At 71.7% G+C, this 23,528-nt stretch carries 24 protein-coding genes and 2 pseudogenes; 13 read left to right on the top strand and 13 right to left on the bottom strand.

Translation table 11 applies throughout. The features are described 5' to 3' along the window. Positions 1 to 47: 47 nt before the first annotated feature. The gene (locus ACFZDK_RS35825) at positions 48 to 1,493 is read right to left on the bottom strand and encodes a glyceraldehyde-3-phosphate dehydrogenase (RefSeq protein WP_355722058.1); all 1,446 of its coding nucleotides are present in this window, start codon (positions 1,491 to 1,493) and stop codon (positions 48 to 50) included. Positions 1,494 to 1,669: 176 nt separating this feature from the next. Between ACFZDK_RS35825 and ACFZDK_RS35820 the strand changes: the two genes are divergently transcribed. Next, positions 1,670 to 2,863, top strand: coding sequence for a hypothetical protein (locus ACFZDK_RS35820; RefSeq protein WP_390978500.1), 1,194 nt, complete (start codon positions 1,670 to 1,672; stop codon positions 2,861 to 2,863). Positions 2,864 to 2,884: 21 nt separating this feature from the next. Here the strand turns inward: ACFZDK_RS35820 and ACFZDK_RS35815 are convergent, their stop codons facing one another. Next, the gene (locus tag ACFZDK_RS35815; RefSeq protein WP_390978498.1) at positions 2,885 to 3,310 is read right to left on the bottom strand and encodes a LysR substrate-binding domain-containing protein; all 426 of its coding nucleotides are present in this window, start codon (positions 3,308 to 3,310) and stop codon (positions 2,885 to 2,887) included. 6 nt (positions 3,311 to 3,316) lie between these two features. On the opposite strand from ACFZDK_RS35815, the gene ACFZDK_RS35810 reads away from it, so the two are divergent. After that, positions 3,317 to 3,661 (top strand): hypothetical protein, encoded by a 345-nt coding sequence (locus ACFZDK_RS35810; protein ID WP_390978737.1) that lies wholly within the window; start codon positions 3,317 to 3,319, stop codon positions 3,659 to 3,661. 89 nt (positions 3,662 to 3,750) lie between these two features. Here ACFZDK_RS35810 and ACFZDK_RS35805 read toward each other — a convergent pair. Together ACFZDK_RS35805 and ACFZDK_RS35800 are read right to left on the bottom strand one after the other, a co-directional pair. Further along, positions 3,751 to 3,838, bottom strand: a pseudogene (locus ACFZDK_RS35805) (IS5/IS1182 family transposase); the annotation flags it as partial. Between the two features lie 153 nt (positions 3,839 to 3,991). Next, positions 3,992 to 4,336 carry an ArsR/SmtB family transcription factor gene (locus tag ACFZDK_RS35800; RefSeq protein ID WP_390978496.1) on the bottom strand — a complete coding sequence of 115 codons (345 nt, stop codon included), beginning with the start codon at positions 4,334 to 4,336 and terminating at the stop codon, positions 3,992 to 3,994. A 103-nt stretch (positions 4,337 to 4,439) separates the two neighbouring features. On the opposite strand from ACFZDK_RS35800, the gene ACFZDK_RS35795 reads away from it, so the two are divergent. Next, complete coding sequence (locus ACFZDK_RS35795) at positions 4,440 to 5,417, top strand: zinc-binding dehydrogenase (protein ID WP_390978494.1); 978 nt, start codon at positions 4,440 to 4,442, stop codon at positions 5,415 to 5,417. Positions 5,418 to 5,435: 18 nt separating this feature from the next. On the opposite strand, the gene ACFZDK_RS35790 is transcribed toward ACFZDK_RS35795, so the two are convergent. Continuing rightward, positions 5,436 to 5,864, bottom strand: a complete 429-nt coding sequence (locus ACFZDK_RS35790) for a VOC family protein (protein WP_390978492.1) — start codon at positions 5,862 to 5,864, stop codon at positions 5,436 to 5,438. A gap of 82 nt (positions 5,865 to 5,946) precedes the next feature. Between ACFZDK_RS35790 and ACFZDK_RS35785 the strand changes: the two genes are divergently transcribed. Next, positions 5,947 to 6,585, top strand: coding sequence for a hypothetical protein (locus ACFZDK_RS35785; protein WP_390978490.1), 639 nt, complete (start codon positions 5,947 to 5,949; stop codon positions 6,583 to 6,585). 11 nt (positions 6,586 to 6,596) lie between these two features. Here ACFZDK_RS35785 and ACFZDK_RS35780 read toward each other — a convergent pair whose 3' ends face one another. The 4 genes from ACFZDK_RS35780 to ACFZDK_RS35765 form a co-directional block, all read right to left on the bottom strand. Continuing rightward, positions 6,597 to 7,094, bottom strand: a complete 498-nt coding sequence (locus ACFZDK_RS35780; RefSeq protein WP_390978488.1) for a cupin domain-containing protein — start codon at positions 7,092 to 7,094, stop codon at positions 6,597 to 6,599. A gap of 89 nt (positions 7,095 to 7,183) precedes the next feature. Further along, positions 7,184 to 7,339 carry a hypothetical protein gene (locus ACFZDK_RS35775; protein ID WP_390978486.1) on the bottom strand — a complete coding sequence of 52 codons (156 nt, stop codon included), beginning with the start codon at positions 7,337 to 7,339 and terminating at the stop codon, positions 7,184 to 7,186. A gap of 36 nt (positions 7,340 to 7,375) precedes the next feature. Continuing rightward, positions 7,376 to 7,498, bottom strand: a complete 123-nt coding sequence (locus ACFZDK_RS35770; RefSeq protein ID WP_390978484.1) for a hypothetical protein — start codon at positions 7,496 to 7,498, stop codon at positions 7,376 to 7,378. A gap of 176 nt (positions 7,499 to 7,674) precedes the next feature. After that, entirely contained in the window at positions 7,675 to 7,863 is a 189-nt protein-coding gene (locus ACFZDK_RS35765) for a hypothetical protein (RefSeq protein ID WP_355722011.1), read from the bottom strand. Between the two features lie 251 nt (positions 7,864 to 8,114). On the opposite strand from ACFZDK_RS35765, the gene ACFZDK_RS35760 reads away from it, so the two are divergent. The 6 genes from ACFZDK_RS35760 to ACFZDK_RS35735 all read left to right on the top strand — a co-directional run bounded on the left by ACFZDK_RS35760 (position 8,115) and on the right by ACFZDK_RS35735 (position 14,871). Further along, positions 8,115 to 9,311 carry an exo-beta-N-acetylmuramidase NamZ domain-containing protein gene (locus ACFZDK_RS35760; protein WP_390978481.1) on the top strand — a complete coding sequence of 399 codons (1,197 nt, stop codon included), beginning with the start codon at positions 8,115 to 8,117 and terminating at the stop codon, positions 9,309 to 9,311. Between the two features lie 32 nt (positions 9,312 to 9,343). Next, on the top strand, positions 9,344 to 10,333 hold the full coding sequence (locus ACFZDK_RS35755; protein WP_390978479.1) for a GNAT family N-acetyltransferase: 990 nt from the start codon (positions 9,344 to 9,346) through the stop codon (positions 10,331 to 10,333). Beyond that, complete coding sequence (locus tag ACFZDK_RS35750) at positions 10,330 to 11,688, top strand: extracellular solute-binding protein (protein ID WP_390978477.1); 1,359 nt, start codon at positions 10,330 to 10,332, stop codon at positions 11,686 to 11,688. Before ACFZDK_RS35755 ends, ACFZDK_RS35750 begins: the two co-directional genes overlap by 4 nt. Next, positions 11,682 to 12,641, top strand: coding sequence for an ABC transporter permease subunit (locus ACFZDK_RS35745; RefSeq protein WP_390978475.1), 960 nt, complete (start codon positions 11,682 to 11,684; stop codon positions 12,639 to 12,641). The genes ACFZDK_RS35750 and ACFZDK_RS35745 overlap by 7 nt, the downstream gene beginning before the upstream one ends. Further along, positions 12,641 to 13,507: an ABC transporter permease subunit gene (locus ACFZDK_RS35740; protein ID WP_390978473.1), complete on the top strand. Its 867-nt coding sequence runs from the start codon at positions 12,641 to 12,643 to the stop codon at positions 13,505 to 13,507. The genes ACFZDK_RS35745 and ACFZDK_RS35740 overlap by 1 nt, the downstream gene beginning before the upstream one ends. A gap of 119 nt (positions 13,508 to 13,626) precedes the next feature. Beyond that, positions 13,627 to 14,871, top strand: a complete 1,245-nt coding sequence (locus ACFZDK_RS35735; RefSeq protein ID WP_390978471.1) for a ThuA domain-containing protein — start codon at positions 13,627 to 13,629, stop codon at positions 14,869 to 14,871. Between the two features lie 42 nt (positions 14,872 to 14,913). Here ACFZDK_RS35735 and ACFZDK_RS35730 read toward each other — a convergent pair whose 3' ends face one another. From ACFZDK_RS35730 to ACFZDK_RS35720, 3 genes are all read right to left on the bottom strand, one after another. Beyond that, positions 14,914 to 15,855: an NAD(P)-dependent oxidoreductase gene (locus ACFZDK_RS35730; RefSeq protein WP_390978469.1), complete on the bottom strand. Its 942-nt coding sequence runs from the start codon at positions 15,853 to 15,855 to the stop codon at positions 14,914 to 14,916. 84 nt (positions 15,856 to 15,939) lie between these two features. Then, positions 15,940 to 16,557: an NAD(P)-binding domain-containing protein gene (locus tag ACFZDK_RS35725; protein WP_390978467.1), complete on the bottom strand. Its 618-nt coding sequence runs from the start codon at positions 16,555 to 16,557 to the stop codon at positions 15,940 to 15,942. A 62-nt stretch (positions 16,558 to 16,619) separates the two neighbouring features. Then, a complete protein-coding gene (locus ACFZDK_RS35720) occupies positions 16,620 to 17,342 on the bottom strand; it encodes a hypothetical protein (RefSeq protein ID WP_390978465.1) in 723 nt (240 codons plus the stop codon). A 208-nt stretch (positions 17,343 to 17,550) separates the two neighbouring features. Between ACFZDK_RS35720 and ACFZDK_RS35715 the strand changes: the two are divergent. From ACFZDK_RS35715 to ACFZDK_RS35705, 3 genes and pseudogenes are all read left to right on the top strand, one after another. Further along, positions 17,551 to 18,319 (top strand): annotated as a pseudogene (locus ACFZDK_RS35715) (SDR family NAD(P)-dependent oxidoreductase). 157 nt (positions 18,320 to 18,476) lie between these two features. Next, complete coding sequence (locus ACFZDK_RS35710; RefSeq protein WP_390978463.1) at positions 18,477 to 21,413, top strand: BTAD domain-containing putative transcriptional regulator; 2,937 nt, start codon at positions 18,477 to 18,479, stop codon at positions 21,411 to 21,413. A gap of 96 nt (positions 21,414 to 21,509) precedes the next feature. Beyond that, positions 21,510 to 22,061, top strand: coding sequence for a sigma-70 family RNA polymerase sigma factor (locus ACFZDK_RS35705; RefSeq protein ID WP_390978461.1), 552 nt, complete (start codon positions 21,510 to 21,512; stop codon positions 22,059 to 22,061). Here ACFZDK_RS35705 and ACFZDK_RS35700 read toward each other — a convergent pair. After that, complete coding sequence (locus tag ACFZDK_RS35700; protein WP_390978459.1) at positions 22,045 to 23,454, bottom strand: hypothetical protein; 1,410 nt, start codon at positions 23,452 to 23,454, stop codon at positions 22,045 to 22,047. The genes ACFZDK_RS35705 and ACFZDK_RS35700 overlap by 17 nt on opposite strands. Positions 23,455 to 23,528: the final 74 nt, after the last annotated feature.

Here is a 23,528-nt window from a genome sequence, read left to right as displayed (position 1 = left end):
CGGCCCCCTGCGGGCGCAGGAGGCCGGGCCGTCGGAGGCGGGGAGGGTCAGACCGCCGGGGAGGGGAACGTCGGGTACTCCACGCCCGAGACGTGCTGGACGACCCGGACCACCTGGCAGGAGTAGCCGAACTCGTTGTCGTACCAGAGGTAGAGGATCGCGTTGTCGCCCTCCACCTTCAGGGCGCCGGCGTCGACGATCGAGGCGTGCCGGGAGCCGATGAAGTCGCTGGAGACCGCGTCCGGGGCGGTGATGAAGTCGATCTGGCGCTTGAGCGGCGAGGTCAGCGACACCTCGCGGAGGTAGTCGAGGACCTCCTCGCGGGAGGCCTCGCGGGCCAGCTGCAGGTTGAGGATGGCGATCGACACGTCCGGCACCGGCACGCGGATCGAGCTGCCGGTGATCCGCGCCTTCAGGTCCGGCAGCGCCTTCGCGACGGCGGAGGCGGCACCCGTCTCGGTGATCACCATGTTGAGCGGCGCGGACCGGCCGCGGCGCTCCGACTTGTGGTAGTTGTCCAGCAGGTTCTGGTCGTTGGTGAACGAGTGCACCGTCTCCACGTGCCCGCGCAGCACCCCGTACTCGTCGGCCATCGCCTTCAGCGGCGGCACGATCGCGTTGGTGGTGCAGGACGCGCAGGACAGGATCTGCTCGTCCGGCTTGACGGTGTCGTGGTTGACGCCGTGCACGATGTTCGGGACGTCGCCCTTGCCCGGCGCGGTCAGCACGACCTTCTCGATGCCGGGGCGCAGGTGCTTGGAGAGGCCCTCGCGGTCCCGCCACTTGCCCGTGTTGTCGATGAGGATGGCGTCCCGGATGCCGTACTCCGTGTAGTCCACGGCGGACGGGTCGTCGGCGTAGATCACCTTGATCTCGTTGCCGTTGGCGAGGATCGTGCTGTTCTCCTCGTCCACGGTGATCGTGCCCTGGAACTGGCCGTGGATGGAGTCCCGGCGCAGCAGCGAGGCGCGCTTGACGATGTCCTCGCCGCCGGCCCCGCGCACCACGATGGCGCGCAGCCGCAGGCCGTTGCCGGAGCCGGACTTCTCGATGAGCAGCCGGGCGACCAGGCGGCCGATGCGGCCGAAGCCGTACAGGACGACGTCCCGCGGCTCCCGCTGCTCGATCTTGTTGGCGCCGGTGGCCCCGGCGACCGCCTCCGCGGTGAACGCCTCGACGCTCAGACCCCGGTCGTCGGCCTTGTGGGTGGCCGCGAGCATGCCGATGTCGATCTGGGACGGGCCGAGGTCGAGCGTGGTGAGCGCCTGGAGGAAGGGCATCGTCTCGGTGACCGAGAGCTCGGCGCCGTCGATCTGGCGGGCGAAGCGGTGGGTCTTGAGGATGCTGACCACCGACTTGTTCACCAGGGAGCGGCTGTGGAGGAGGACCGTCACGTCCCGCTCCCGGTGCAGCTTCCCGATGATCGGGATCATCGACTCCGCGATCTCCTCGCGGTTCTTCCAGTTGGTGAACGAGTCCTCGTTGACAGTCACAGACCTGCATCTCTCGATCGAGCTGGGTGGCGCTCATATGGTAAACCGACAGGTGAATGATCGATCAAGGGGGTCTCCATGTGATGCCGGTCGCCCAGGTCTGAACGGGTGCGGAAGACCGTAAGAAACCTCCGTGACGCGTTGCGTCGCCGCAGGCCGCTGCCGATCGTCGGATCGTGAGCACGTCATCCGTCCCGCGGCCCGGGTCCGCCGCGCAGCTCGGTCCCGCCCACCCCCCGGCCCTCCGCCGCACCCCGTCCGGCCTGGCGCGCGCCCTGGCGCTCTTCACGGCCGTCCGGCTCGCCGGAGTCGCCGCCGTCGTGGCGGCGAACCACGTCACGGGACGCCCCCTGGTCAGGGACCTGGCGCACGCCTGGGACGCCCGCTGGTACCAGCACATCGCCGACTACGGCTACGGGCACCTCATCGAGATCACCCGCCAGGGAGCCGTACAGACAGACTGGGCGTTCTTCCCGCTCTACCCCGGACTCGTCCGGGCTCTGACGACCGTGCTGCCCTTCACCCCCGGCCAGGCCGCCTTCCTGGTCTCCGCGACCGCCGCCGTGGTGGCGGCCTGGGGCATCCACCGGATCGGCGACCACCTGTACGGCGGCGCCGTCGCCACCGCGCTGGTCGTGCTGTGGGGGGTCCTGCCCCAGTCGGTCGAACTCACCATCGCCTACACCGAGTCCCTCTTCTCCGCCCTCGCCGCCTGGTCCCTGCACTGCGTGCTCAAGGGCCGCTGGCTGTGGGCCGGTTCCCTGGCCGCCCTGGCCGGCCTGTCCCGTCCGAGCGGCTTCGCGGTCGCGGCGGCCGTCGTGGTCGCGGGCGCCTACGAAGCGGTACGACGACGCGGCCGCGTCCCCGCCGGGCTGTGGGCGGGGTGCCTGCTGGCCCCGCTCGGCTGGCTCGGCTACGTCCTGTGGGTGGGACAGCGGACCGGGGACCTGCTCGGCGGCTACTTCGAGGTGCAGCGCGCCTGGAGCTCCCGCTTCGACTTCGGCGCCGGGTCCCTGCGCTTCCTCAAGGGGCTGCTGCTGCACGGCGGCGCCTTCGTCTACACCGTGGACCTGGCGATCGTCGCGGCCGGCGCACTGCTCTTCTGCCTGCTGTGCCTGGACCGGGCCCCGCTGGTCCTGGTGGTCTTCGCGGGGGTGCTGGTCCTGGTGGTCGTGGGCGGCTCGGGCGACTTCTCCTCCAAACCCCGTTTCCTGCTTCCCGCCTTCCCTCTGCTGATCCCGCTGGCCCGCGCCCTGGTCAGGACCCGCCGGGCACGGCCGCCGCAGGCGGTCCTCGTCGTCGGCGCCCTCACCGCGGTCTCGCTGCTGTTCGGGGCCTACGTCATGACGGTCGCCCGCTCACCCCTGTGACGGCCTCACCCCTTTGAGGCCTCACCCCTGTGACGGCCAGGCGTCCTTCAGTTCGGCCGCCACGTCCAGCAGCAGGGCACAGAAGACGTCCGCCAGCGGGGTGAGCGCGGTGTCGGACCGGGTCACGGCGTGCAGGTCGCGGTGGAGCGGCGGGTCGGTGAGGGGGCGGTGCGTGGTGCCGGGGACCCGGGTGAGGGCCAGCCGGGAGACGAGCGCCACGCCGTAACCGGTGCCGACCAGCGCCTGGGCGAGGTCGTACGACGCCGTCTGGAAGCGGATCCGGGGCGTGAACCCCGCTCCGCCCGCCGCCCGGTCGAGCTGCTCACGGGCGGCGTGCCCGGCCAGGATCGTCACCCAGGACTCGTCGCGGAGCTGCGCCAGCCGTAGCGGTGTGCCCTCGGGGGAGCCGGTGACCAGCGGGTGGCCGTCGGGCAGCACGATCACCATGGGGTCGTGAACGCCCTGTTGGCGGCCAACGCCGTCGCCGCTGTCGCCGGCATCGCTTTCGCGCTGGTGGGAGGTGCGCGCCCGGCGGCGCTGAGTGAGAGCGGCACGCCGAGTGCCGGGGAACGCTTCTACGGCTGGATGTACGCGACCAGGGCAGTACCGCTGGGGGTGGCGGCCCTCATCGCACCGCTCGCGTGGTCGGGGCCGGCCAGTTCACTCCTTCTGTCCGCGGCCGCCGCGGCCCAGGTGGGCGACGCCGCCATCGGGGTCGCCACGCGGACATGGACGATGATCGCGGGTGCCTCGCTCCTGACGGCCGTACACACCGCAACGGCCGTCGCCACGGTGTGAGCGCGGCTCACTCTCGAAAGCGGCACGAATCCCGGTGAGTTCCGGCACCGGCAGCGGCATCGGCGATAGTGCCGCCGAAGCCCAGCCCGGCCCGAGTTGGCGCAATTGTGCAGCCGGGTGATGCCTCATGGCGTGATCCACACCGTTTCCCTTGAGGCGGCAGTCACGGAGGATCTGACTCGAAAATGGCCGTACGAGGGCATGGCTGATTGCCCTGGCCGCGGGGCTGGGGTGTGGCGGGAACTGATGCCTGTGCGAGCGCTCGCCGTACGTGCCTCGCACGCCCCTCGGGCGGAGCGTCGTGCCTCTTCCGGTCCCGGCCGGGCCGCTCTATTCGGTGTCGTCGGCGCGGAGGGTCAGGTCGAGGAGGCCGGGGAAGCGGGCGTCGAACTCCTCGCGGCGCAGGCGGTTGAGCCGTCGCGGGCCCTGGTCGCGCTGTTCGACCAGACCGGCGTCGCGCAGCACCGAGAAGTGGTGGCTCTTGGCCGCCCGGCCGACCGGCACGTCGAAGTTGCTGCAGCTGAGCGCCCAGTCGGGGTGGCCGGCCAGGTCGCGGACCAGCTGGATGCGCACGGGATCCGCGAGCGCGGCGAGGGCGCTGAGAAGCGGGACGTCGTCGGGGTGCGTGTGCACGGGTGCCGGACGGTGACTCGCGCCTTCGGACCGGTCCGACATTCCATGTCCTCCTCTGTTGTCCTCCCCAAACAGTGTTCGACGGCCATCGTACACTGCTAGTGTTCGATCCCGGTTGAACACTCATGGAGGGGTGGTACTGCGTATGCGTGTGGTCGAGTTCCAGGAGTACGGCGGTCCCGAGGTCCTGCGGGTCGTGCGGACCGCGGCACCCGAGCCGGGGCCCGGCCAGGTGACCGTCGAGGCCGTCTGGGCAGGGGTGAACTTCGCGGACGTGAAGGCGCGTGCCGACGGGTACCGGGTGGCGTCGCTGCCCTACCGTCCGGGCCTGGAGGTCTCCGGGCGCATCCGGGCGGTCGGGGACGGGGTCGAGGGTCTGCGGGCGGGGCAGGAGGTGGCCGCGCTCGTCGACGGCGGTGGCTACGCCGAGGTCGTGCTCGCGGAGGCCGCGCGGGTCTTCCCGTTGCCCGACGGGCTGGACCTGCGGACCGCGGCCACGCTGCCGACGGTACTGCCGACCGCGCACGCCCTGGTCCATGAGGTGGGGCGGCTGCGGGCCGGGGAGAGCGTGCTGGTGCACGGTGCGGCGGGAGGCGTCGGCACGGCGGTCGGGCAGCTGGCCCGGGCGGCGGGCGCCGGAGCGGTGTACGGGGTGGCATCGAGCGACGGCAAGGCCGACTACGCGCTCAAGTACGGCTACGACGAGGTGTTCCGGCCCGACACCTTCGAGACGGACGTCCGGCGGGCGACCGGCGGCAGAGGCGTCGACCTGGTCCTGGACCCGGTGGGCGGCGACACGCTGCGCCGCGGCCTGGAGGCACTGGCCGTCTTCGGACGCCTGGTGTCCTTCGGCAACGCCGGCGGCGCCGAACCGTGGCAGGCCGGGCAGAACGAGCTCTACGCGCGGGGTCGCTCCGTCGGGGGCTTCTCCGTGCTCGCCCTCGCCCAGTCCGCCCCCGACGCCCTGCGCGCGCTCACCGAACGCGCCCTGCGCACCGTCCGCGACGGAACGGTCGTCCTTCCCGTCACCGCCGAGTTCCCCCTGTCGGACGCCGCCGGCGCACATCACCTCATCGGCGGCCGCACATCCACGGGCAAGTTGCTGCTGCGCATCACCGAGTGAACCTGGCGAGGTGGGCGCTCAGTCGATACAGAACTCGTTGCCCTCGATGTCCTGCATCACGATGCACGAGTCGTTGCCGTCGTACAGCAGGCGCACGCGCACCGCGCCGAGCGGGAGGAGCCGTGCGCACTCGGCTTCAAGAGTGGCCAGGCGCACCTCACCCGTGAGCCCGGTGCCGACCCGCACGCACAGATGCACCCGGTTCTTGACGACCTTGTCTTCGGGAACGCGCTGGAAGAACAGCCGGGGACCGACACCTGACGGATCACTGCAGGCGAACCACGATCCCTGGTCCTCGGCGGGCTGGGAACGGGTGAAATCTTCCCAAGTGGTGAACCCCTTGGGCGGCGACGGTATGACGTACCCCAACACCTCGCACCAAAAGCGAGCGAGGCGCTCGGGTTCCGCGCAGTCAAAGGTGACCTGGAACTGCTTGATCGACGACATCGGCGCACCATAACAGTGCCGTGCGGCCGCATGGGGCTGTACCGGCGCCGACGATTCCTTGCGCGGCGGTAGGGTCACCGGCGTGACGAGGGGGCTGTGGCAATCGGGACTGGCCGACTGGTACGGGCCGGGGACCCGGGTTGTTCGGCGGGTACGGGGCTACCGGCCGAACCGGCGAGGCGAGGTCACGCTGGCGCGCTGGCTGCGTGTGGGACTGCTCAGGGGGCTGTCCTGCGTCGCCGCCTGCGCCGCCCTGGTGCCGGCGACGGACCGGTCGGTCGGCGCAGTGGACCGCTCCCTGATCTGCGCCCTCGCGCTGGCTTGGGCTTCGTTCCTGTGGCGTTGCTCTCTGATCAGAGTGGTGCTCCGGCCAGGGGCCATAGTGCGTTATCGCGTATGGCGGCATGTGGTGGTGCCCTGCTCTGACGTCAAGGAGTTGCACCGCGATGCATGGCGGGGCGGTCTTGTACTGGAGACCCGCGCCGGGGAGAAGATCGACTTTCTGTGGTTCGACAATTCTCTCTGGGACGCGCTGTACGACTTCTCCGCCGTCTGCGCTGATGCCATGCGGTCGCATGCGGGGTCCGCGTCGGTGAACGGGCGTGCTGGGATGCCCGCGGGTCTTCAGCGGCGCTTCACCTGGTCGGTGGGGGCCGACTCGCTGGCAGCCGGAGCTGCGGTCTGCCTGGGTCTCGCGCTTCTCGCGGCGGTTCGAGGCTGATGGACGGCGTCCTAGTCGTCGAGCAGGTCGGTCGTGTTGTACTGGTCGTGCCTGATCCGGAAGGCTTTCAACTCCTCGGGGCCGCGCTGTGCGTACTCACCCAACTTCTCGAAGTACTCCTCCCTGGCGGCCCCCGGTGTGAAGAGCAGCAGGAACGACACCGGGTCGTCGCTGTCGTTCTGGAAGGCGTGGAGCCCGCCGGGCGGTACGTGGAGGAAGTCTCCCTCGCCCCCTGTGACCCACCGTTCGCCGTTGTAGAGCCGGACCTCGCCGGACAGGACGTAGAAGGACTCGGAGATGGTGCGGTGGAAGTGTTCCGGGGCGCCCATGGTCTTCGGCTGCATGTGGATCCTGTACAGGCCGAACTCGCCGTTGGTGTGGTCCCGCTTGGCCACGTAGCTGATGCTGGTGCCGCCGCCCGAGCCGGTGTCGGGCTGCGAGGGCGCGGGTCGGAACAGTGCCCTGACCTGACCTTTTTCGTCGAGGTAGCGGGGTTCTGGGTAGGACATGGCGGCTTCCTGATGCGTGCGCGCACGGACCGGTGGCGCCGATCGGCGTGTCGTGATCGGCGCCACGGGCGGGCTGGACGGGCTGCCGTCTAGCGGGGGTTGAAGACCACGCTGGCGAAGTGGACGTTGCCGGAGGCGGAGTGGCCGGCGGCGATGCGGCGCGCGGTGCCCTTGCACTTCGCCTTGCTGTAGACGACCAGCGCCTTCTTCGTGGCGTTCTGCGGTCCGCGTGCCTCCTGGGCCATCTCCAGGCACTTGCGGTCCGGCGGGTTCTGGATGGCCTACGCCTTGCCCTTCGGCCCCACCCAGACGAAGGAGCCTTCGGCGGCGGACGCCGGACCCATGGTGATGACGGCGAGGGCAAGCCCGCCGAGAGCGACGGCGAGCGGACGGCAGAGACGCATCGTGATGTCCTTCGTGAGCGATGACGACGGCGACAACGGGGGCCACGGAACGACCGAAGCCCGGCGCCATCACACACCGTCACCGCACCCGGATGCCCCGGCGACACGGAAATTTCCCACGTCCGGGCGACACCCGTCGGCGTGTCGTGGCGGATGAGGCCTGGTCCGGGGGGTGTTCACACCAGCGCCACGATCAACGCGACCGCGATGGTGAGGGCGGACAGGCCGACCATCGCCGTACGCCACGGGGAGCCCGGAGGCGGTTGCGGGGGTGCCGGGTCCGGTGTGTGTTCACCCAGGTGCGGACTGTCCAGCCAGTAGGCGTCGGACAGTTGGGCGAAGGAGGGGATGTCGCTGAGGCCCATGCCTGTTCCAACGCCGTTGACGCGCACGGGAGTCGGAGTGACCGGCGGCATCACACCTTCGGGGCAATCGGGTCCCGTGGGTGTGATCGGGGTGGAGGCGGTTGGGCGGGCCGTGGCAGGGGAGGGGCGGGTGGCGGACGGGAGACGGACGGGGTGCGCGGACCCTCGGCGATTCATTGCGGGATGCGCCGGACATAGGGGTAAATTCCGGACCATTGTTGGCGGGGGGCCACCGGCGGACGGGGCAAGGGATGAGCACGGACGACCGCGTCGCGGTGACGACCGGGATCGCACGGCTGTACGCGTCGCCCGCGCTCGCGGGGCCGGGCCGGTTCGGGCTGGTGACCAACCACACCGGTGTCCTGCCCGATCTGCGTCCGGCCGCACCGGCGCTGCTCGCGGCCGGCGCGCCACTGGTCGCCCTCTTCGGCCCCGAGCACGGACTGCACGGGACCGGCCAGGCCGGCGAGAGCGAGCCCGCCCGGGTCGACCCGGACACCGGCCTGCCCGTGTACGACACCTATCGGTGCGACGGCGAGCGGCTCGACAAACTGCTCATCGACAGCGGCGTCGACGCCCTCGTGTACGACCTCCAGGACATCGGGGCCAGGTTCTACACCTATGTGTGGACCATGTTCGACCTGATGGTCTCGGCGGCCCGGACGGGCGTCCGCTTCGTGGTCGCCGACCGGCCGAACCCGCTCGGCGGACTGGTGAGCGAGGGCCCGCGGCTGGACCCGGGGTGGGCCAGCTTCGTCGGGCGTGCCCCGGTCCCCGTCCGGCACGGCCTCACCTGCGGGGAACTCGCCGGACACCTCAACGCCCGCGCCGTCCCGCAAGCGGCCGGTCGTGCCGCCGACCTGACGGTCGTAGAAACCGTCGGCTGGCGGCGCGCCATGGATGCGGCGGCCGGCGGACTGCCGTGGGTCGCGCCCTCGCCGAACATCCCGACGCCCGCCACCGCCCTCGTGTACCCCGGCACCTGTCTGTTCGAGGGCACGAACCTCTCGGAGGGCCGGGGCACCACCCAGCCCTTCGAGATCGTGGGCGCCCCCTACGTCGACGCGCGGTTCGCCCCCGCGCTCGCCGAACTCGCCCTGCCCGGGGTGCGCTTCCGCGACCTGCGGTTCGTACCGGCCTTCCACAAGCACGCCGGACGGACGCTGCGCGGAGTCCAGCTGCACATCACCGACCGCGCGGCGTTCGCCCCCGTCCGCACCGCCGTCGCGATGATCGCCACGCTACGGCGGCTGTACCCGGACGACTTCGCCTGGCAGACCACGGACGGCGGTGCGGAGGGGACCGGGCACCGGCACTTCGTCGACCTGCTGTGGGGGTCCGACCGGCTGCGCCGCGCCGTCGACGCGGACGAGGACCCGCTGCCGCTGTGCGATCCACCGGAGCCGCCCGGCCGGTGGGCCGGCGACGACGTACTGCTCTACCCCTGATCCGCCGCTGCGCTCGGAAGGACCACCCGTCGATGACCGAAACCACGACGACGACCCGGGCCGGGGCCGGGATCCGGGGCTTTCGCGCGGGCGACGGCCCGCGGCTGCTGGAGGCATGGCGCCGGAGCGCGCCCGCCGACCCCATCACCCCGGACCGCTTCCGCTCGCTGGTGCTGCTCGACCCGAACTTCGATCCGGAGGGGCTCAGGGTCGCCGTCGACGGCGACCAGGTCGTCGGCGCCGCCTACGCCGTACGCCGGCTGACCCCGATGGCCGGCACCGACCTGGAGCCGGAGCAGGGCTGGATCCCGTTCTTCTTCGTCGACCCGGCCGCCCGCGGGCGCGGCCTCGGCCGCCGGCTGCTCACCGAAGCCCTCGACTGGCTGCACGGCCACGGCCGTATCCGGGTGGACTTCTCCTCGTACACCCCGAACTACGTCTTTCCCGGCCTGGACGCCGAGGCCTATCCGGAGGCGGCCGGACTCCTCGACTCCCTGGGGTTCCGCACGCTGTACGAGGCGGCGGCGATGGACCGGGTCCTGGTCGGCTACCGCCTTCCGGACGAGATCGTGCGCCGGATCCGCGAACTGACGGCGCGCGGCTTCCGGTTCACCACCCCGGCCGACGACGACCTGGTGGATCTGCTCGCGCTCGCCGGGAGTCGCTTCGGACCGGACTGGGCGTGCACGATCCGGGCGTGCCTGACGACGGGCACCCCGCTCGACCGGATCGTCGTCGCCCGGGATCCCGGGGGCCGCATGGTGGGCTGGGCGATGCACGGCGCGTTCGACTCGGTGGACGAGCGGTTCGGACCGATCGGGGTGCTGGAGGAGATGCGCGGCACCGGACTCGGCGAAGTCCTCCTCCACCTGGTCCTGGAGCGGATGCGGGCCCTGCGGGCGCACTCCGCGTGGTTCCTGTGGACCGGCGCCCAGTCCCCGGCCGGCCACCTCTACCGCAAGACCGGCTTCACCACGACCCGGGTGTTCCGCGTGCTGCGCCGGGAGGACGCCGCCCGATGACACCGCCACACCTCCCCGACGGACCGGACGACCCACAGCCGGCACCGCGCACCGGCCGCAGTCGCCTGACCCGTCGTCACTTCGCGCTCGCGCTGCCCTCAGCGCTGCTCGCCGCCGGCTGTGCCGCGCCGCATCAGGGCACCGGGCGGCCCGGTGATCCGATCGTCCTCACCTTGCTCTCCCACTACGCGAGCGGGGAGCTCAAGAAGGCTCTCCAGGGCCCGGTGGACGAGTGGAACGCCACGCACGACCGGGTCAAGGTGGCGACCAAGGCCGTCGAGTTCACCGACCTGCTGACCACCATCATGGTTCGGCAGGCGGCGGGCCAGGGCACCGACATCCTGCACCCGTACTGCCTGTGGAACGGCCAGCTCGCGCGGGCCGGTGTCCTGCGGCCCGCGCCGCCCGAGCACGCGACGGAGATCAGACGCGGTTACGGCGAGGCCGCGGCCGGCGCCGCCTCCGTGGCGGGCGAGGTCTACGGCTATCCCACCGAGATGCAGACCTACGCCCTCTACTACAACAGGCGGCTGCTGCGCGAGGCCGGTGTCCAGGGCCCGCCGCGCACCTGGCGGGAGCTGGAGGACGCCGCCTACCGGACCGCACGGCGGGACCGGTACGGCAACACGCTCGTGCAGGGGTTCGGGCTGTCGGACTTCGACGACTCGACCACCGTCGGCCAGACCCTCGCGCTGCTCAACGCCGCCGGCGGGCGGTTCGTCTCCGCGGACGGCCGGAGCACCGCCATCGACTCACCGGCCGGGAGGGCTGTGTTCGATCTGGAGCACCGGCTCGTCGCGCAAGGCGCGAGCGCTCCCGGTGTCAACGTCTACAAGGCGTTCGCGTCGGGGCAGGTGGCCATGGTGATCAGCGCCGGCTGGTGGACCGCGAACCTGAAGGGCCTGATGGGCAAGGACTACCGGGACGTGGGTGTCGCCCCCGTGCCCCTCCCGGAGGCGGACGGCGAGCGGGCCACGCTCTCCACCGGCTTCATGCTCGGGGTCAACGCCGCCAGCGAACATCCGCAGGAGGCCTGGGAGTTCCTGCGCTGGCTCAATGCCGAGAAGGTGAGCGGCGCGACCCGGATGAGCGCCCTGCAGGTGTCGGTGGGCTCGCTGACCGGGCGCGCCGACGACATGCGGACCCTCCTCGGCGCGGGCGGCGACCCGAACCTGCACCCGTTCCTGGACGCGCTGGCGTACGCCGTGCCCGAGCCGAACGTGCCCGGCGCCCAGCAGGCCAAGTCCCTGCTGCGCAAGAACATCGAGGCCCTGTGGACCGGTCAGCAGACGGTCGACGAGGCCCTGCGCACCACCCGCCGCCAGGTCGACCAGGAGGTGTCGCGATCATGGTGAACGCCACCCTGGCACCGGAGACGACCGAACGGCCGACGTGCGACGAGCCCGCCGTCGGACTCCGCGCCCGCGACCGGCACCGGCGCCGCCAGGCCGTCGTCGCCTACCTCTTCCTGGCGCCGACCCTGCTGTTCTACGCCGTCTTCCTGCTCCTGCCGCTCGGCTTCGCGCTGCTGCTGTCGACGTCCCACTGGGCGGGCTTCGACCTCGGCGACATCGATCCGGCCGGCCTGGACAACTTCGCCGCGCTCTTCGCGGACGGATCGACGTTCCTGACGCCGATCCTCACCAACACGCTGCTGTTCGCGCTGGGCACCGTGGCGCTCGCGCTCGCGGGCTCGGTGCTCGTCGCCACCTGCATCGACAAGCTGCGGTTCCAGGGGCTGTGGCGCACCCTGTACTTCCTGCCGATCGTCACGACCGTCGTCGCCGTCGGCAACGTCTGGAAGTACATGTACGAGCCGGGCGGCCTCGTCAACGGCGTCCTCAACGCCGTCGGCCTCGGCTCGATGGCCTTCCTCCAGGACCCGGACACCGCGCTGCCCTCGGTGGTCGTCGTCCAGGCCTGGGCCTCCGTCGGCTCGGCCATCCTCGTGCTGACCGCCGGGCTGAAATCCATCCCCGACTCGTACTACGAGGCCGCCGCGCTCGACGGCGCCGGACCCGTCACCGTCTTCTGGCGGATCACCCTGCCGCTGCTGCGGCCGTCCCTGCTGTTCGTGTGCGTCACCCAGTTCCTCACCGGACTCCAGTCGTTCGCGCTGATCATCGTGATGACCAAGGGCGGCCCTGGGGACGCGACGAACGTGGCCGCCCTCGAGATGTACCGGCAGGCCTTCTCCTACGGCGACTGGGGTACCGCCAGCGCCGCCGCCTTCGTGCTGTTCACGGTGGTCCTCGCGGTCACCCTGGTCCAGTTGTGGTTGTTCCGGCGCAAGGGGGAGGACGCGTGATGCGCCGCCGTTTCCCGTGGCTGTCGTATCTGCTGGTCGTCACCGGCGCGGTGCTCACCGTGGTGCCGTTCGCCGACATGCTGATGACGTCCTTCAAGGGACCGGGCGAGGCCGGCACACTGCCCTACCGGTTCCTGCCCGAGGTGTTCGACCTGTCCAACTACCGGGCGGCGATCCACCAGCTCGATCTCCCGGTGCTCTTCCGCAACAGCGTCGTCGCCACGGGCCTGATCACCGGGTCGGTGCTGTTCACCTCGTCGCTGGCCGGCTACGCGCTCGCCAAACTCCGCTTCCCGGGCCGGGACCTGGTCTTCCGGCTCGTCCTGTCGACGATGATGTTCCCGCCGTTCCTCTTCTTCATCCCGCACTTCCTGATCCTGGTGCACTGGCCGCTGGCGGGCGGCAACGACCTGCTCGGGCGCGGCGGCGCGGGGCTGACCGTCAGCATCGTGGCGCTCGCCATGCCGTTCCTCGTCAGCAGCTTCGGGATCTTCCTGATGCGGCAGTTCATGGTGTCGATCCCGGACGAGGTCCTGGAGGCGGCGCGCATCGACGGCGCCGGCGAGTTCACCGTGTGGTGGCGGATCGTCCTTCCGCAGACCAAGCCGGTCCTGGTCACCCTCGGTCTGCTGACCTTCGTCGACGCCTGGAACGAGTACATCTGGGCGCTGCTCGTCTCGACCGCCAACCCGGACGTGATGACCCTGCCCGTCGGCATCCAGCTCCTGCAGGACTACGTCGACCCGACCCGCACGCTGCCGATCGTCATGGCCGGGCTGGTCCTGAGCATCCTGCCGGTGCTGGTGCTCTTCCTGCTGCTGCAGAAGTACTACATCCGGGGCGTGATGCTGAGCGGCCTCAAGTAGGCGTCGAGGGGCGGGCGTCGACTGTTGGTCTGAACCATTGACATGTACGTGAACCGGGGCCTTCAATGCAGAACACGTGCACATGTCAATCTGCGGTCACGCCCGAGGAAGGTCCTCGCATGATCACCCCCCACTCGCACATGTCCTGGCCCCGCACCCTGCTGAGACTGTTCGCCCTGGTCGCCGTGGTGCTGGGCGTCCAGGCGGGACCCGTACACAACGCCCGCGCCGCCACCACCGTCAACGTGATCGCCTTCTACGACGGCACCTACGACGCGGCGCACATCAGCTTCGACCACGAGGCGAACACCTGGTTCCCGCAGGCCGGCGCGGCCAACGGCTTCACCTACACGGCGACCACGGACTGGAGCCGGCTCAACGCCGCGACCCTCGCCGACTACCAGGTCGTCATGTTCCTCGACAACTACCCGCACACCGCCTCCCAGCAGGCGGCCTTCCAGACGTACATGGCGGGCGGCGGCGGTTTCATCGGCTTCCACGTGTCGGCGTACAACGACGACACCAGTGACTGGCCCTGGTACCACAACACGTTCCTCGGCACCGGCACCTTCAAGAGCAACACCTGGGGGCCGACGCAGGAGACGCTGCAGATCGACGACCCCTCGCACCCGGCGACCGCGAACCTCCCGTCCACCATCACGTCCTCGGTCAGCGAGTGGTACAGCTGGCAGAACGACCTCCGGCAGAACCCGGCCATCGACATCCTCGCCTCGATGGCCCCGTCGACCTTCCCGATCGGCACCGACCCCAACCAGACCTGGTACAGCGGCTACTACCCGATCGTCTGGTCCAACCGCAACTACAAGATGGTCTACAACAACTTCGGCCACAACGCGATGGACTACGCGACCAACACCACCCTGTCGTCCACGTTCGCGAGCGCCCAGCAGAACCAGCTCCTGCTGCAGGAGATCAAGTGGGCGTCCGGCCAGTCCGGCCCGGTCACCCCGCCCACGACCACCACCGGCCCGATCCACGGCTACGGCGGCAAGTGCGTGGACATCGCTGGCGCGGCCACCGCCAACGGCACCGCGGTGCAGCTCTACGACTGCAACGGCACCGCCGCGCAGAACTGGACGGTCTCCAGCACCGGCACGCTCACCGCGCTCGGCAAGTGCATGGACGTCACCGCGGCCGGCACCGCCAACGGAACCAAGGTCCAGCTGTACGACTGCAACGGTTCCGGCTCGCAGGTCTGGCAGGCGGGCTCGAACGGCTCCCTGGTCAACCCGCAGTCGGGCAAGTGCCTCGACGCCACCGGCCCCAGTTCGGCCAACGGCACCCGGCTGCAGATCTGGACCTGCTCCGGAGCCGCCAACCAGAGCTGGACGCTGCCGTCCTGAGCCACCGACAGGGGCCTGTGCGACGTCGGCATTCCCGGAGGGTCAGGAAAGGGTTCTGACCGGTGTTCCGGCGCTCCACGCGGCGATGTCCTCGACCGCGTCCCGGTAGAACACCTCGTACAGATCCCGGCTCACATATCCGATGTGCGGGGTGACCACGGTGTTCGGCAGAGAACGCAGGGGGTGATCGGCGGGCAGCGGTTCACGGTCGAAGACGTCCAGCGCCGCGGAGGCGATCCGCTGTTCGGTGAGTGCCGTGATCAGGGCCGCCTCGTCCACCACGGGGCCACGCGAGGTGTTCACCAGGATCGCCGTCGATTTCATGAGGTCCAGTTCGTGCCGGCCGACCAGACCCCGAGTGCGGCCGCTGAGCACGACGTGAATGCTCAGCACGTCGGAGCGCCTGAACAACTCGTCCCGCGCCACGTGTTCCGCTCCTTTCGCCGCCGCGTCCGCGGGCGTCAGATTCTGGCTCCAGGCGATGGTCCGCATGCCGAAGGCACGCCCGATGTCCGCCACCGCCGTCCCCAGCCGGCCGAGGCCCAGCACGCCCAGCGTCGCGCCCCGCAGACTCGTCCCCAGGCCCTGCTGCCAGCCGCCCCGGCGGACGGAGTCCACCTGCTGCGGGATCAGCCGGGCCGCGGAAAGGATCAGTCCCCAGGTGAGTTCGACCGTCGGGTAGGAGAAATACCCGGTGCCGCAGACGGTGACGTCCGCACGGCGTGCGGCGTCCAGGTCGATCGCCGCGTTGACCGGCCCGGTGGTGACCAGCAGCTTCAGACGGGGCAATGCGCTCAGGGTCGAGGACGGGAACGGCGTCCGCTCCCGCATCGCCACCACGACGTCGTACTCGGCGAGCGCCGCCACGACCTCCCCTTCGTTCTCGAAGGGGTCGGTGAAGACGTCCACCTCGGCGTGGAGCGAGTCCCAGTCGGCCAGGCCGAGCGCCACGCTCTGGTAGTCGTCCAGGATCGCGATCCTCATGCGGATTCCTCTCGCTGCGGGTTCCTTCAGGTTCGCACCGTGAATGCGCGACGGTCGTGGTCGTGGACGGTACCGGCCGACGCGTCAGCCGACGTCCTGCAGCAACAGGTGCTTCGCGCTGAGCGGCCCGTCCAGCTGCATCAGCCGCCCGCCCTCGCGCAGACCGCCGAGGTCCAGGGCGGCGAACCCGAACGCCTCCAGCAGCCCGGCCACGACCGTCTTCGCGTCGGCGTCGTCACCCGCGTAGAAGGCCACCTGGCGGCCTTCCGTGTGCCGGGGGTCCGCGGCGATGAACGGCGCGAACAGCGTGTTGAGCGCCTTCACGATCCGGGCGCCGGGAAGGCGCCGGGCGACCCACTCGCTGCCCGTGAGGTCACCGACGTCGTACCGGCCACGCCAGGGATCGGCCGCGGCGAACTGGTTCGTCGTGTCGACGACGATCTCCCCGGCCCAGGCGGTGAGATCGGTCAGGTCCGGGACGGCGAAGAACGGCACCGCGAGGAACACGATGTCCGCCTCCGCCGCCTGCTCGGCCGTTCCCGCGCGGGCCGTCGCCCCCAGCTCGCCCACCAGGCCCCGGAGGGTCCCCGGCCCCCGCCGGTTGCCGATGACGACCTCATGGCCGTGCCGGACGGCCTGTGCGGCGATCGCCCGGCCCACCTCGCCGGCGCCGAGTACTCCGAGGGTGCTGTGTCTGGCCATGGTGCACATCCTGATGCCGGGGGAGTCACGCGCGGTCGGGGTGGAAGTCCTGCACGCCGCGGTCAGGCGTAGTGGACGTCGCCGAGGTCGATGCTGACCATCACGTGGTCGTGGTCGGGGCGTCCGTCGGGCTGCCGGAGGTAGGCGCGGCGCCTGGTCGGGAACCTGATCCCGTCCGCTTCCTCGATGCCGTCGACGTACTGCGCGGCCGCGAAGCCCCCGGCGATGTCCACGTGGTAGTCGTGGCGTCGCAGCAGCCGGTCGTCGCCGAAGTAGAAGTCCTGGACGGTGCTGTGGCTCGCGATGCACGCCGGGAAGGTGACCCGCAGACCCCGCCAGCATTCGGTCGGCGACTCGTGCCAGGGTTCGGTCTCCGCCACGACCATCCCGTCCATGGTCATGAAGAACGGTGTGGTGAGGTACGTCCACAGGGCGTAACCGTTGAAATAGGCACGGTCCAGCGGATCCCAGGGGGTCTCCAGGGTGTGCCCCGCGAACGCTGCTCTCGGATCGAGGCGTTCGGCCACGACGGTGGCGTCCGCGCGTTCGATCGCGATGCGGCCGGGGGTGAAGTCCGTGTGCTGGTCGGGAGCCCCGAAGGGGCGCACCGAGGCGTGCTCCTCGTGCAGGTCGACGGTCATCCGGCGCGGCCGGAGGTCCCGGGGCAGGCCCTTGGCCGCGAAGAGCTCGCCGTCGCTGACGAGGGTGGCGGTGACCGTCGTGAACCGTCGCCACCGGCCGAGGCCGCCGTGGGCCTCCAGAACCTCTGAGAGCAGGCTGGTCATCCGTCCTCTACGGACCGTGTACGGGCTCACGCCGTCGACACCAGGCTCCGCCTCATGGGCACCCACGGCATTACGTGCGGTCCGTAGTGGGCTGTCGGTGTCATTCCGTGGTCGTCCGCTCAGTCGTCCGCTCAGCGGGTGCGAACGAGCCGCGGACGGCGTTCGCTGGTAGGGGGCACCAGTCGGACGAGAGCCGCGGGAGCGAACCATGACATCCGCAAAGGCGACGCCGGAACCGGCGGGGGCGTCGGCGCTGGTGACCGGCGGCACCAGTGGCATCGGCCGGGCCACCGCCCTCGCCCTGGCCGGTCAGGGCGCGCACGTCGTGATCTCCGGCCGAGCTGAGCGACGAGGCCTCGGCCCGGGAGCCGGCCGCACACGCCCGTGAACCGGCCGGGAAGGTCGACACCCTCGTCAACAACGCGGGCATCCATCCGTTCGGTCCCACCGAGGACACCACCGAGCGGGACTTCGACGCCGTCTTCTCGCTGAACGTCAAGGCACCGTACTTCCTGGTCGCCGAGCTGGCGCCGGAGATGGCCGAGCGCGGCTCCGGCGCGACCGTCAACGTGTCGACGATGGTCGCCGCCTACGGCGATCCCGGCTTCGGCCTGTACGGGGCGAGCAAGGCCGCGGTGAAGCTGCTGACGAAGGCCTGGGCCGCCGAGTACGGGCCGAAGGGCGTCCGGGTCAACGCGGTCAGCCCCGGTCCGACGTACACCGAGGGCACCGCCGCCCTGGGAGACGCCCCGAACCAGCTGGGGGAGACCACACCGGCCGGACGCCCGGGCACGGCCGAGGAGATCGCCGAGGCCATCATGTTCCTCGCCACCGGCCGGTCCAGCTACATCCACGGAGCGACCCTGCCGGTCGACGGAGGCCGGGTCGCCGTCTGGCCGGGACGGGCACAGGTGCCCGGACCCAGCTGGTGTCCGGGCACCGGGACCCGGACCGCGGGGACTTCGTCGGTCGGATGAGCGCGCCGCGTGGCCGGTTCGGTGCGTGCGACGCTCCGTGGCGGCGCAACCGCGCGTCGGCCGGTCCGTACGGACTTTATGCTCGTGCGAAGCCGCGCGGCCCCGAAGACCGTACGCGGCGGCCGTTCATGTCGCCACCGTCGGTACAGGGGATTCCTTGCGTACACGATTCGCCGTGCTCGGACCCGTCCGGGCCTGGCGCGGCGACACGGAACTGGTGCTGGGACCGCCCAAGGAGCGCGCGCTGCTCGCGCTGCTGCTGACCGCGGCGGGGCATCCGGTGGCCGTCCACGAGATAGTCGACGCGATCTGGGGACAGGACCCGCCGGACACCGCCGTGAACGTCGTCCAGCGGCACATCGGCGCGCTGCGCCGGCTGCTCGAACCCGACCTCCCGGCCAGGGGCGAGTCCCGGTGGCTGGTGCGCGGCTCGGGCGGATACCGCCTCGACGTCGACGCCGACTCCCTCGACCTGCTCCGCTTCCGGGCCCTGCGGCGCCAGGCCGACCAGGCGGCGCGGGACGGGCAACCGGCCGCCGCCACCGAGCTGTTGATGGAGGCGCTGGCGCTGTGGCGCGGGCCCGCGGCCTCCGGGATATCGGCCGAGGTGCGCTCCCACCCCTCCTTCACCGCGCTCGACGACGAGCACCTGGCCGCCGTCAAGGAGGCCGCCGAACTCGCCCTGGAGACCGGCGGCGGCCTGGGCGCACGGGTCCTGGTGACCCTGAGGCAGGCCGCGGCCCAGCACCCGCTGGACGAAGGACTCCAGGCCAGGCTCATCCTGGTGCTCGCGGCCACCGGGCACCAGGCCGAGGCACTGGACGTCCACCGGACCGTACGCACCCGGCTCGCCGACGAGCTGGGCGTCCAGCCTGGCCCCGAACTGCAGGCCGCCCACCAGCGGGTCCTCGGCCGTACCGCCACCCGGTCCGCGGCCGCCGAGCCGGCCGGGCCCGCCGAGGGCGCGGACGGGCAGGACGAGGGCCCGGACGGGCAGGCCGAGGGCCCGGACGGGCAGGCCGAGGCCGTGCCGGCACCGCCGGCCGTCGCCGTCACCGTGCGCCCCGCCCAACTGCCCGTGGACCTGGCCGCCTTCACCGGCCGGCGCAGCGAACTCGCCCGCGTCCGGGACCTGTTGCCCACCGGCGACGAACAGCCGTCGACGGTCGTGATCAGCGCCATCGGCGGCATGGCAGGCGTCGGCAAGACCACCCTGGCCGTGCACTGGGCGCACAGCGTCGCCGACCGTTTCCCCGACGGGCAGCTTTACGTCAATCTCCGCGGCTTCCACCCCACCGGCTCCCTCATGAGCGCGGCGGAGGCGATACGGTCCTTCCTCGACGCGTTCGGCGTCCCCGCGCAACGCCTCCCCGCGGGCCTGGACGCGCAGGCCGCGCTGTACCGCAGCCTCCTCGCCGACCGGCGCGTCCTCATCGTCCTCGACAACGCCCGGGACACCGAGCACGTCCGCCCCCTGCTGCCCGGCGCGCCCGGCTGCATGGTCGTCGTCACCAGCCGCAACCAGCTCTACGGCCTGGTGGCCGGCGAGGGCGCGCACTTCCTGAGCCTGGACGTGCTCAGCGACGCGGACGCGCACGCGTTCCTGTCCCGCCGGCTCGGCGCCGAACGCGTCGCCCGTGAACCCGACGCCGTCGCGGAGATCATCGCCCTGTGCGGCCGTCTCCCGCTGGCACTGGCCGTGGTCGGCGCCCGCGCGGTCGTCAACCCGACGTTCCCGCTCGCGTCCGTCGCCGAGGAACTCCGCGACAGCGAGGACAGCCTCGACGCGTTCACCGGGGAAGCGCCCGTCGCGGACGCACGCAGCGCGTTCTCCTGGTCGTACCAACTGCTCACGCCCGCCGCCGCCCGCGTCTTCCGGCTGCTGGCCCTGCACCCGGGCCCCGACTGCTCGGTGGCCGCCGTCGCCAGTCTGGCCGGGCAGCGGGTCGGCCAGGTACGGCCGCTGCTCGCCGAGTTGGTCCGCGCCCATCTGCTCACCGAGCCCGTGCCCGGCCGCTACGGCTGCCACGAACTGCTCCGCGCCTACGCCGGCGAACTGGGCCGGGCCCAGGACGGCACGCAGGACCTGGACGCGGCCCGGCGCCGCCTGCTCGGCCACTACCTGCACACCGTGCACGCGGCCGACACCGTCATCGCCCCCACCCGGGAACGCCTCCGGCTGCGGCCGCACTTGACCGGGGTGACCGTCCCACGCCTGCCCGACCGGGCGGCGGCGAACGGCTGGCTGGAGACGAACCGGTCCGTCGTGCTCGCCGCGATCGAGCAGGACGCGCGGGACGGCAGCGGTGAGTTCAGCTGGCAGATGGCCGCGACCCTGGACCTGTACCTGGACCGCGCGGGCCGCTGGCAGGAGCAACTCTCCGCGCAGGCCACGGCCCTGGGCGCCGCCCAGCGGCTGGGCGACATCCGCGGCCAGGCACACGGGCACAAGGCGCTGGGTTTCGCCAACGGCCGCCTGGACCGGTGGGACGAGGCCGACGCCCACCTCGCCCGCGCCCTCGAACTGTTCGGCGAGACCGGTGACGCCATGGGTCAGGGCCGGGTCCACCGCCACTTCGCCTACCTGGCCAACCGGCGCGGATGGCACGCGGAGGCCCTCCGCCACTACGCCGACGCGAGCACCCTCTACCGTGCCGTCGGCTGGCACAGCGGCGAGGCGTACGTCGCCAACGAGGTGGGCTGGACGCACATCCTGACCGGCGCCTACGAGGACGCCCTCAAGGAGTGCGCCCGGGCGCTCGCGGCCCACCAGGTGTCCGGCGACCGCAACGGCGCGGCCTCCGCCTGGGACAGCCTCGGCTACGCCCATCACCATCTGCACGCACACGCCCGGGCGCTCGAATGCTACGAACAGGCCCTGCTGCTGTACCGGGAGAGCCGCGACCGCTACCTGGAGGCCGACACCCTGGTGCACATCGGCGACACCCACCGCGCGGCACACGACGACGCCCGGGCCGCGCTCGCCTGGCGCGAGGCACTCGGCATCCTCGACGAGATCGACCATCCGGAGGCCGCGGACCTCCGCGCGCGACTGAACGAACTCGGAACGGCGGATCCGGCGGTCCGTCAGTAAACCGTCAGAGTTCCGGAAGCGGGCCCTGCCTACGCTCCCCGTTCCGCTCCGACCGGAGCGGGAGGTGCGTACGGCATTCCCGTCAGGAACTCGAAGATGACCACGACCACGCACGCGCGCCCCGCGTCGGCCGCGCAGCGCGACCAGTTGCTGCACACGATGATGACCGACCACGCGAAGGCCCTGCTCGCCTACGCGGAGAAGCTCCTGAACGACCGTCACACGGCGGAGGACATCGTCCAGGAGACCCTCATCCGTGCCTGGCCGCACGCGGAACGCCTCTACAGCACGGAGGGATCGGTGCGCGGCTGGCTCCTCAAGGTCACCCGCAACCTCGTCGTCGACCGGATGCGCAGCGCCGCCACCCGGCACGAGACCCTCGGCGCCGACGACCGGGACGTGCCGCTGCCCGACCACTCCGGTGCCGTGCTGGCCTCGATCGAGGCGCGGGACCTGCTGCGGCAGCTGTCCCCCGAGCACCGGGAGGTCCTGCTGCACACCTACCTGTGCGGCCGGACCGCACAGGAGACGGCGGCCTTCCTCGGCATACCGGCCGGGACCGTCAAGTCCCGCCGGCACTACGCCCTCAACACCCTGCGCGCCAAGGCCGGTCACAACCTCACGCCGGACCTCACGCCGGAACGGTGAGCCGGACATCCAGCACCGGGATGTCGACATGGCCGTCGGCGTCGGTGTGCCAGCGCCAGTGCGCGCCGTCCGCCTCGCCGCAGACCAGCCCGGTCCAGCCCGCACCGCCCGGTCCGCACAGGGCGGCCAGCTCGGCCGCCGCCGGCCCGTCCGGTGTCCCGGCCACCACGACCAGCCCCCGCACCGGCCTGCGCGACGCACCGGCGCGCACCGTCCCCCGCCCCTCGGCGGGCGCCGCCGGGGCCGGGGCGTCGACCCGGGGCAGCTGCCGCAGCCCCGTCGGCACCGCGACCGGCAGGGCGCCGTCCGTCCCGCGCAGCACGGTGACCGGAGTGTCCGGCCGGGTCCGCGCGATCTCGGCCAGCAGGTTCTGTACGACGTCCCGGGCCACCCCCCGGTCCCCGCTCACGCTGAGCACACCGTCCAGCCGGCTGAGGTCCACGAACACCGGCTGGCCGTCGGCGTCCGTGCCCGCCCGCACCAGGCAGGCCGCGCCGATCGAGGCCTGGGACGTCGCCCCGGCGTCCTCGCCGCGGGTCAGCCAGCCGGTGGCGGCGGCGGGGCGGCGCCAGCGGGTGCCGTCGAGGTTCGTCCACGGGGTGTCGGCCGTGTCGGCGGCCGTCAGCCACACCGTGACCCCCGTGCCGTCCACGCGCAGCGCGTGCACCGGCCGTTCCGGCTGCTGCCGGGTGGGCGCGAACTCGCCGAGGGTGCCGTAGGCCCGTCGTACCGAATCCGCGTCGGTGGCGAACCGGCGGCCCGTCGCCTGGCGCTGCGTCAGCCGGCGCCTGCGCCGCATCGGTTCGCCGAGCCGTCGCACGGCGCGCCGGACGGCGGCATACGCGATGCGCACCCTGCGCCTGCCGACGATGCCGGCGGTGATCAGCGCCAGCAGGATCGTGCCGAGCACCGCGACGGCGGCGGCCAGCGGAAAGGTGAACGTCGTGGACGTCTGCTGCCCGGACGCCGGGGGAGCGGAGGTGGCGCCGCCCTGGGTCCCGGTGTCCCGGGCCAGTTGCACGTCGGGTCCCGAGGCGTCCTGCGGCAGCCTCAGGATCCAGCCGGGGTGCAGCTGGTCGTCCGGGCTGTTCAGGGCCCCGCCGTCCTTCTGCGCCTGACCGCGGTTGAGGTCGAAGATCTCACCGGACCGCGAGGCGTCGCCCAGCGTGGCGCCGGCGATCGACTGCAGGGTGACGAGCTGTCCGCCCGTCTGCGCCGGGTCCGGGACCACGAACACCTTGATCAGATCGTCGTCGGGGGCCGCGTGCGCGGCGGCGGCACCGCCCAGCGCCACGAGGCACGCCGCCAGCAGCGCCACCAGGGCGCGCAGGAGTGTGCGTACCGCGGGGATCGCCGGCCCGGGCCCGGACCCGTGGTCCGTGCTGCTGCTCATCCTGTCCACCCATGCCCTCTCTGGTTCCGTTGCACCGAGTACACGGAGCCGCCCGGTGAAAGAGTTCGAAGCGC

This window comes from Streptomyces sp. NPDC007901 (genome assembly GCF_042959465.1).
GTDB lineage: Bacteria > Actinomycetota > Actinomycetes > Streptomycetales > Streptomycetaceae > Streptomyces.
Note: the sequence above shows the minus strand (reverse complement) of the source record. Positions and strands in the feature narration are given on the sequence as shown.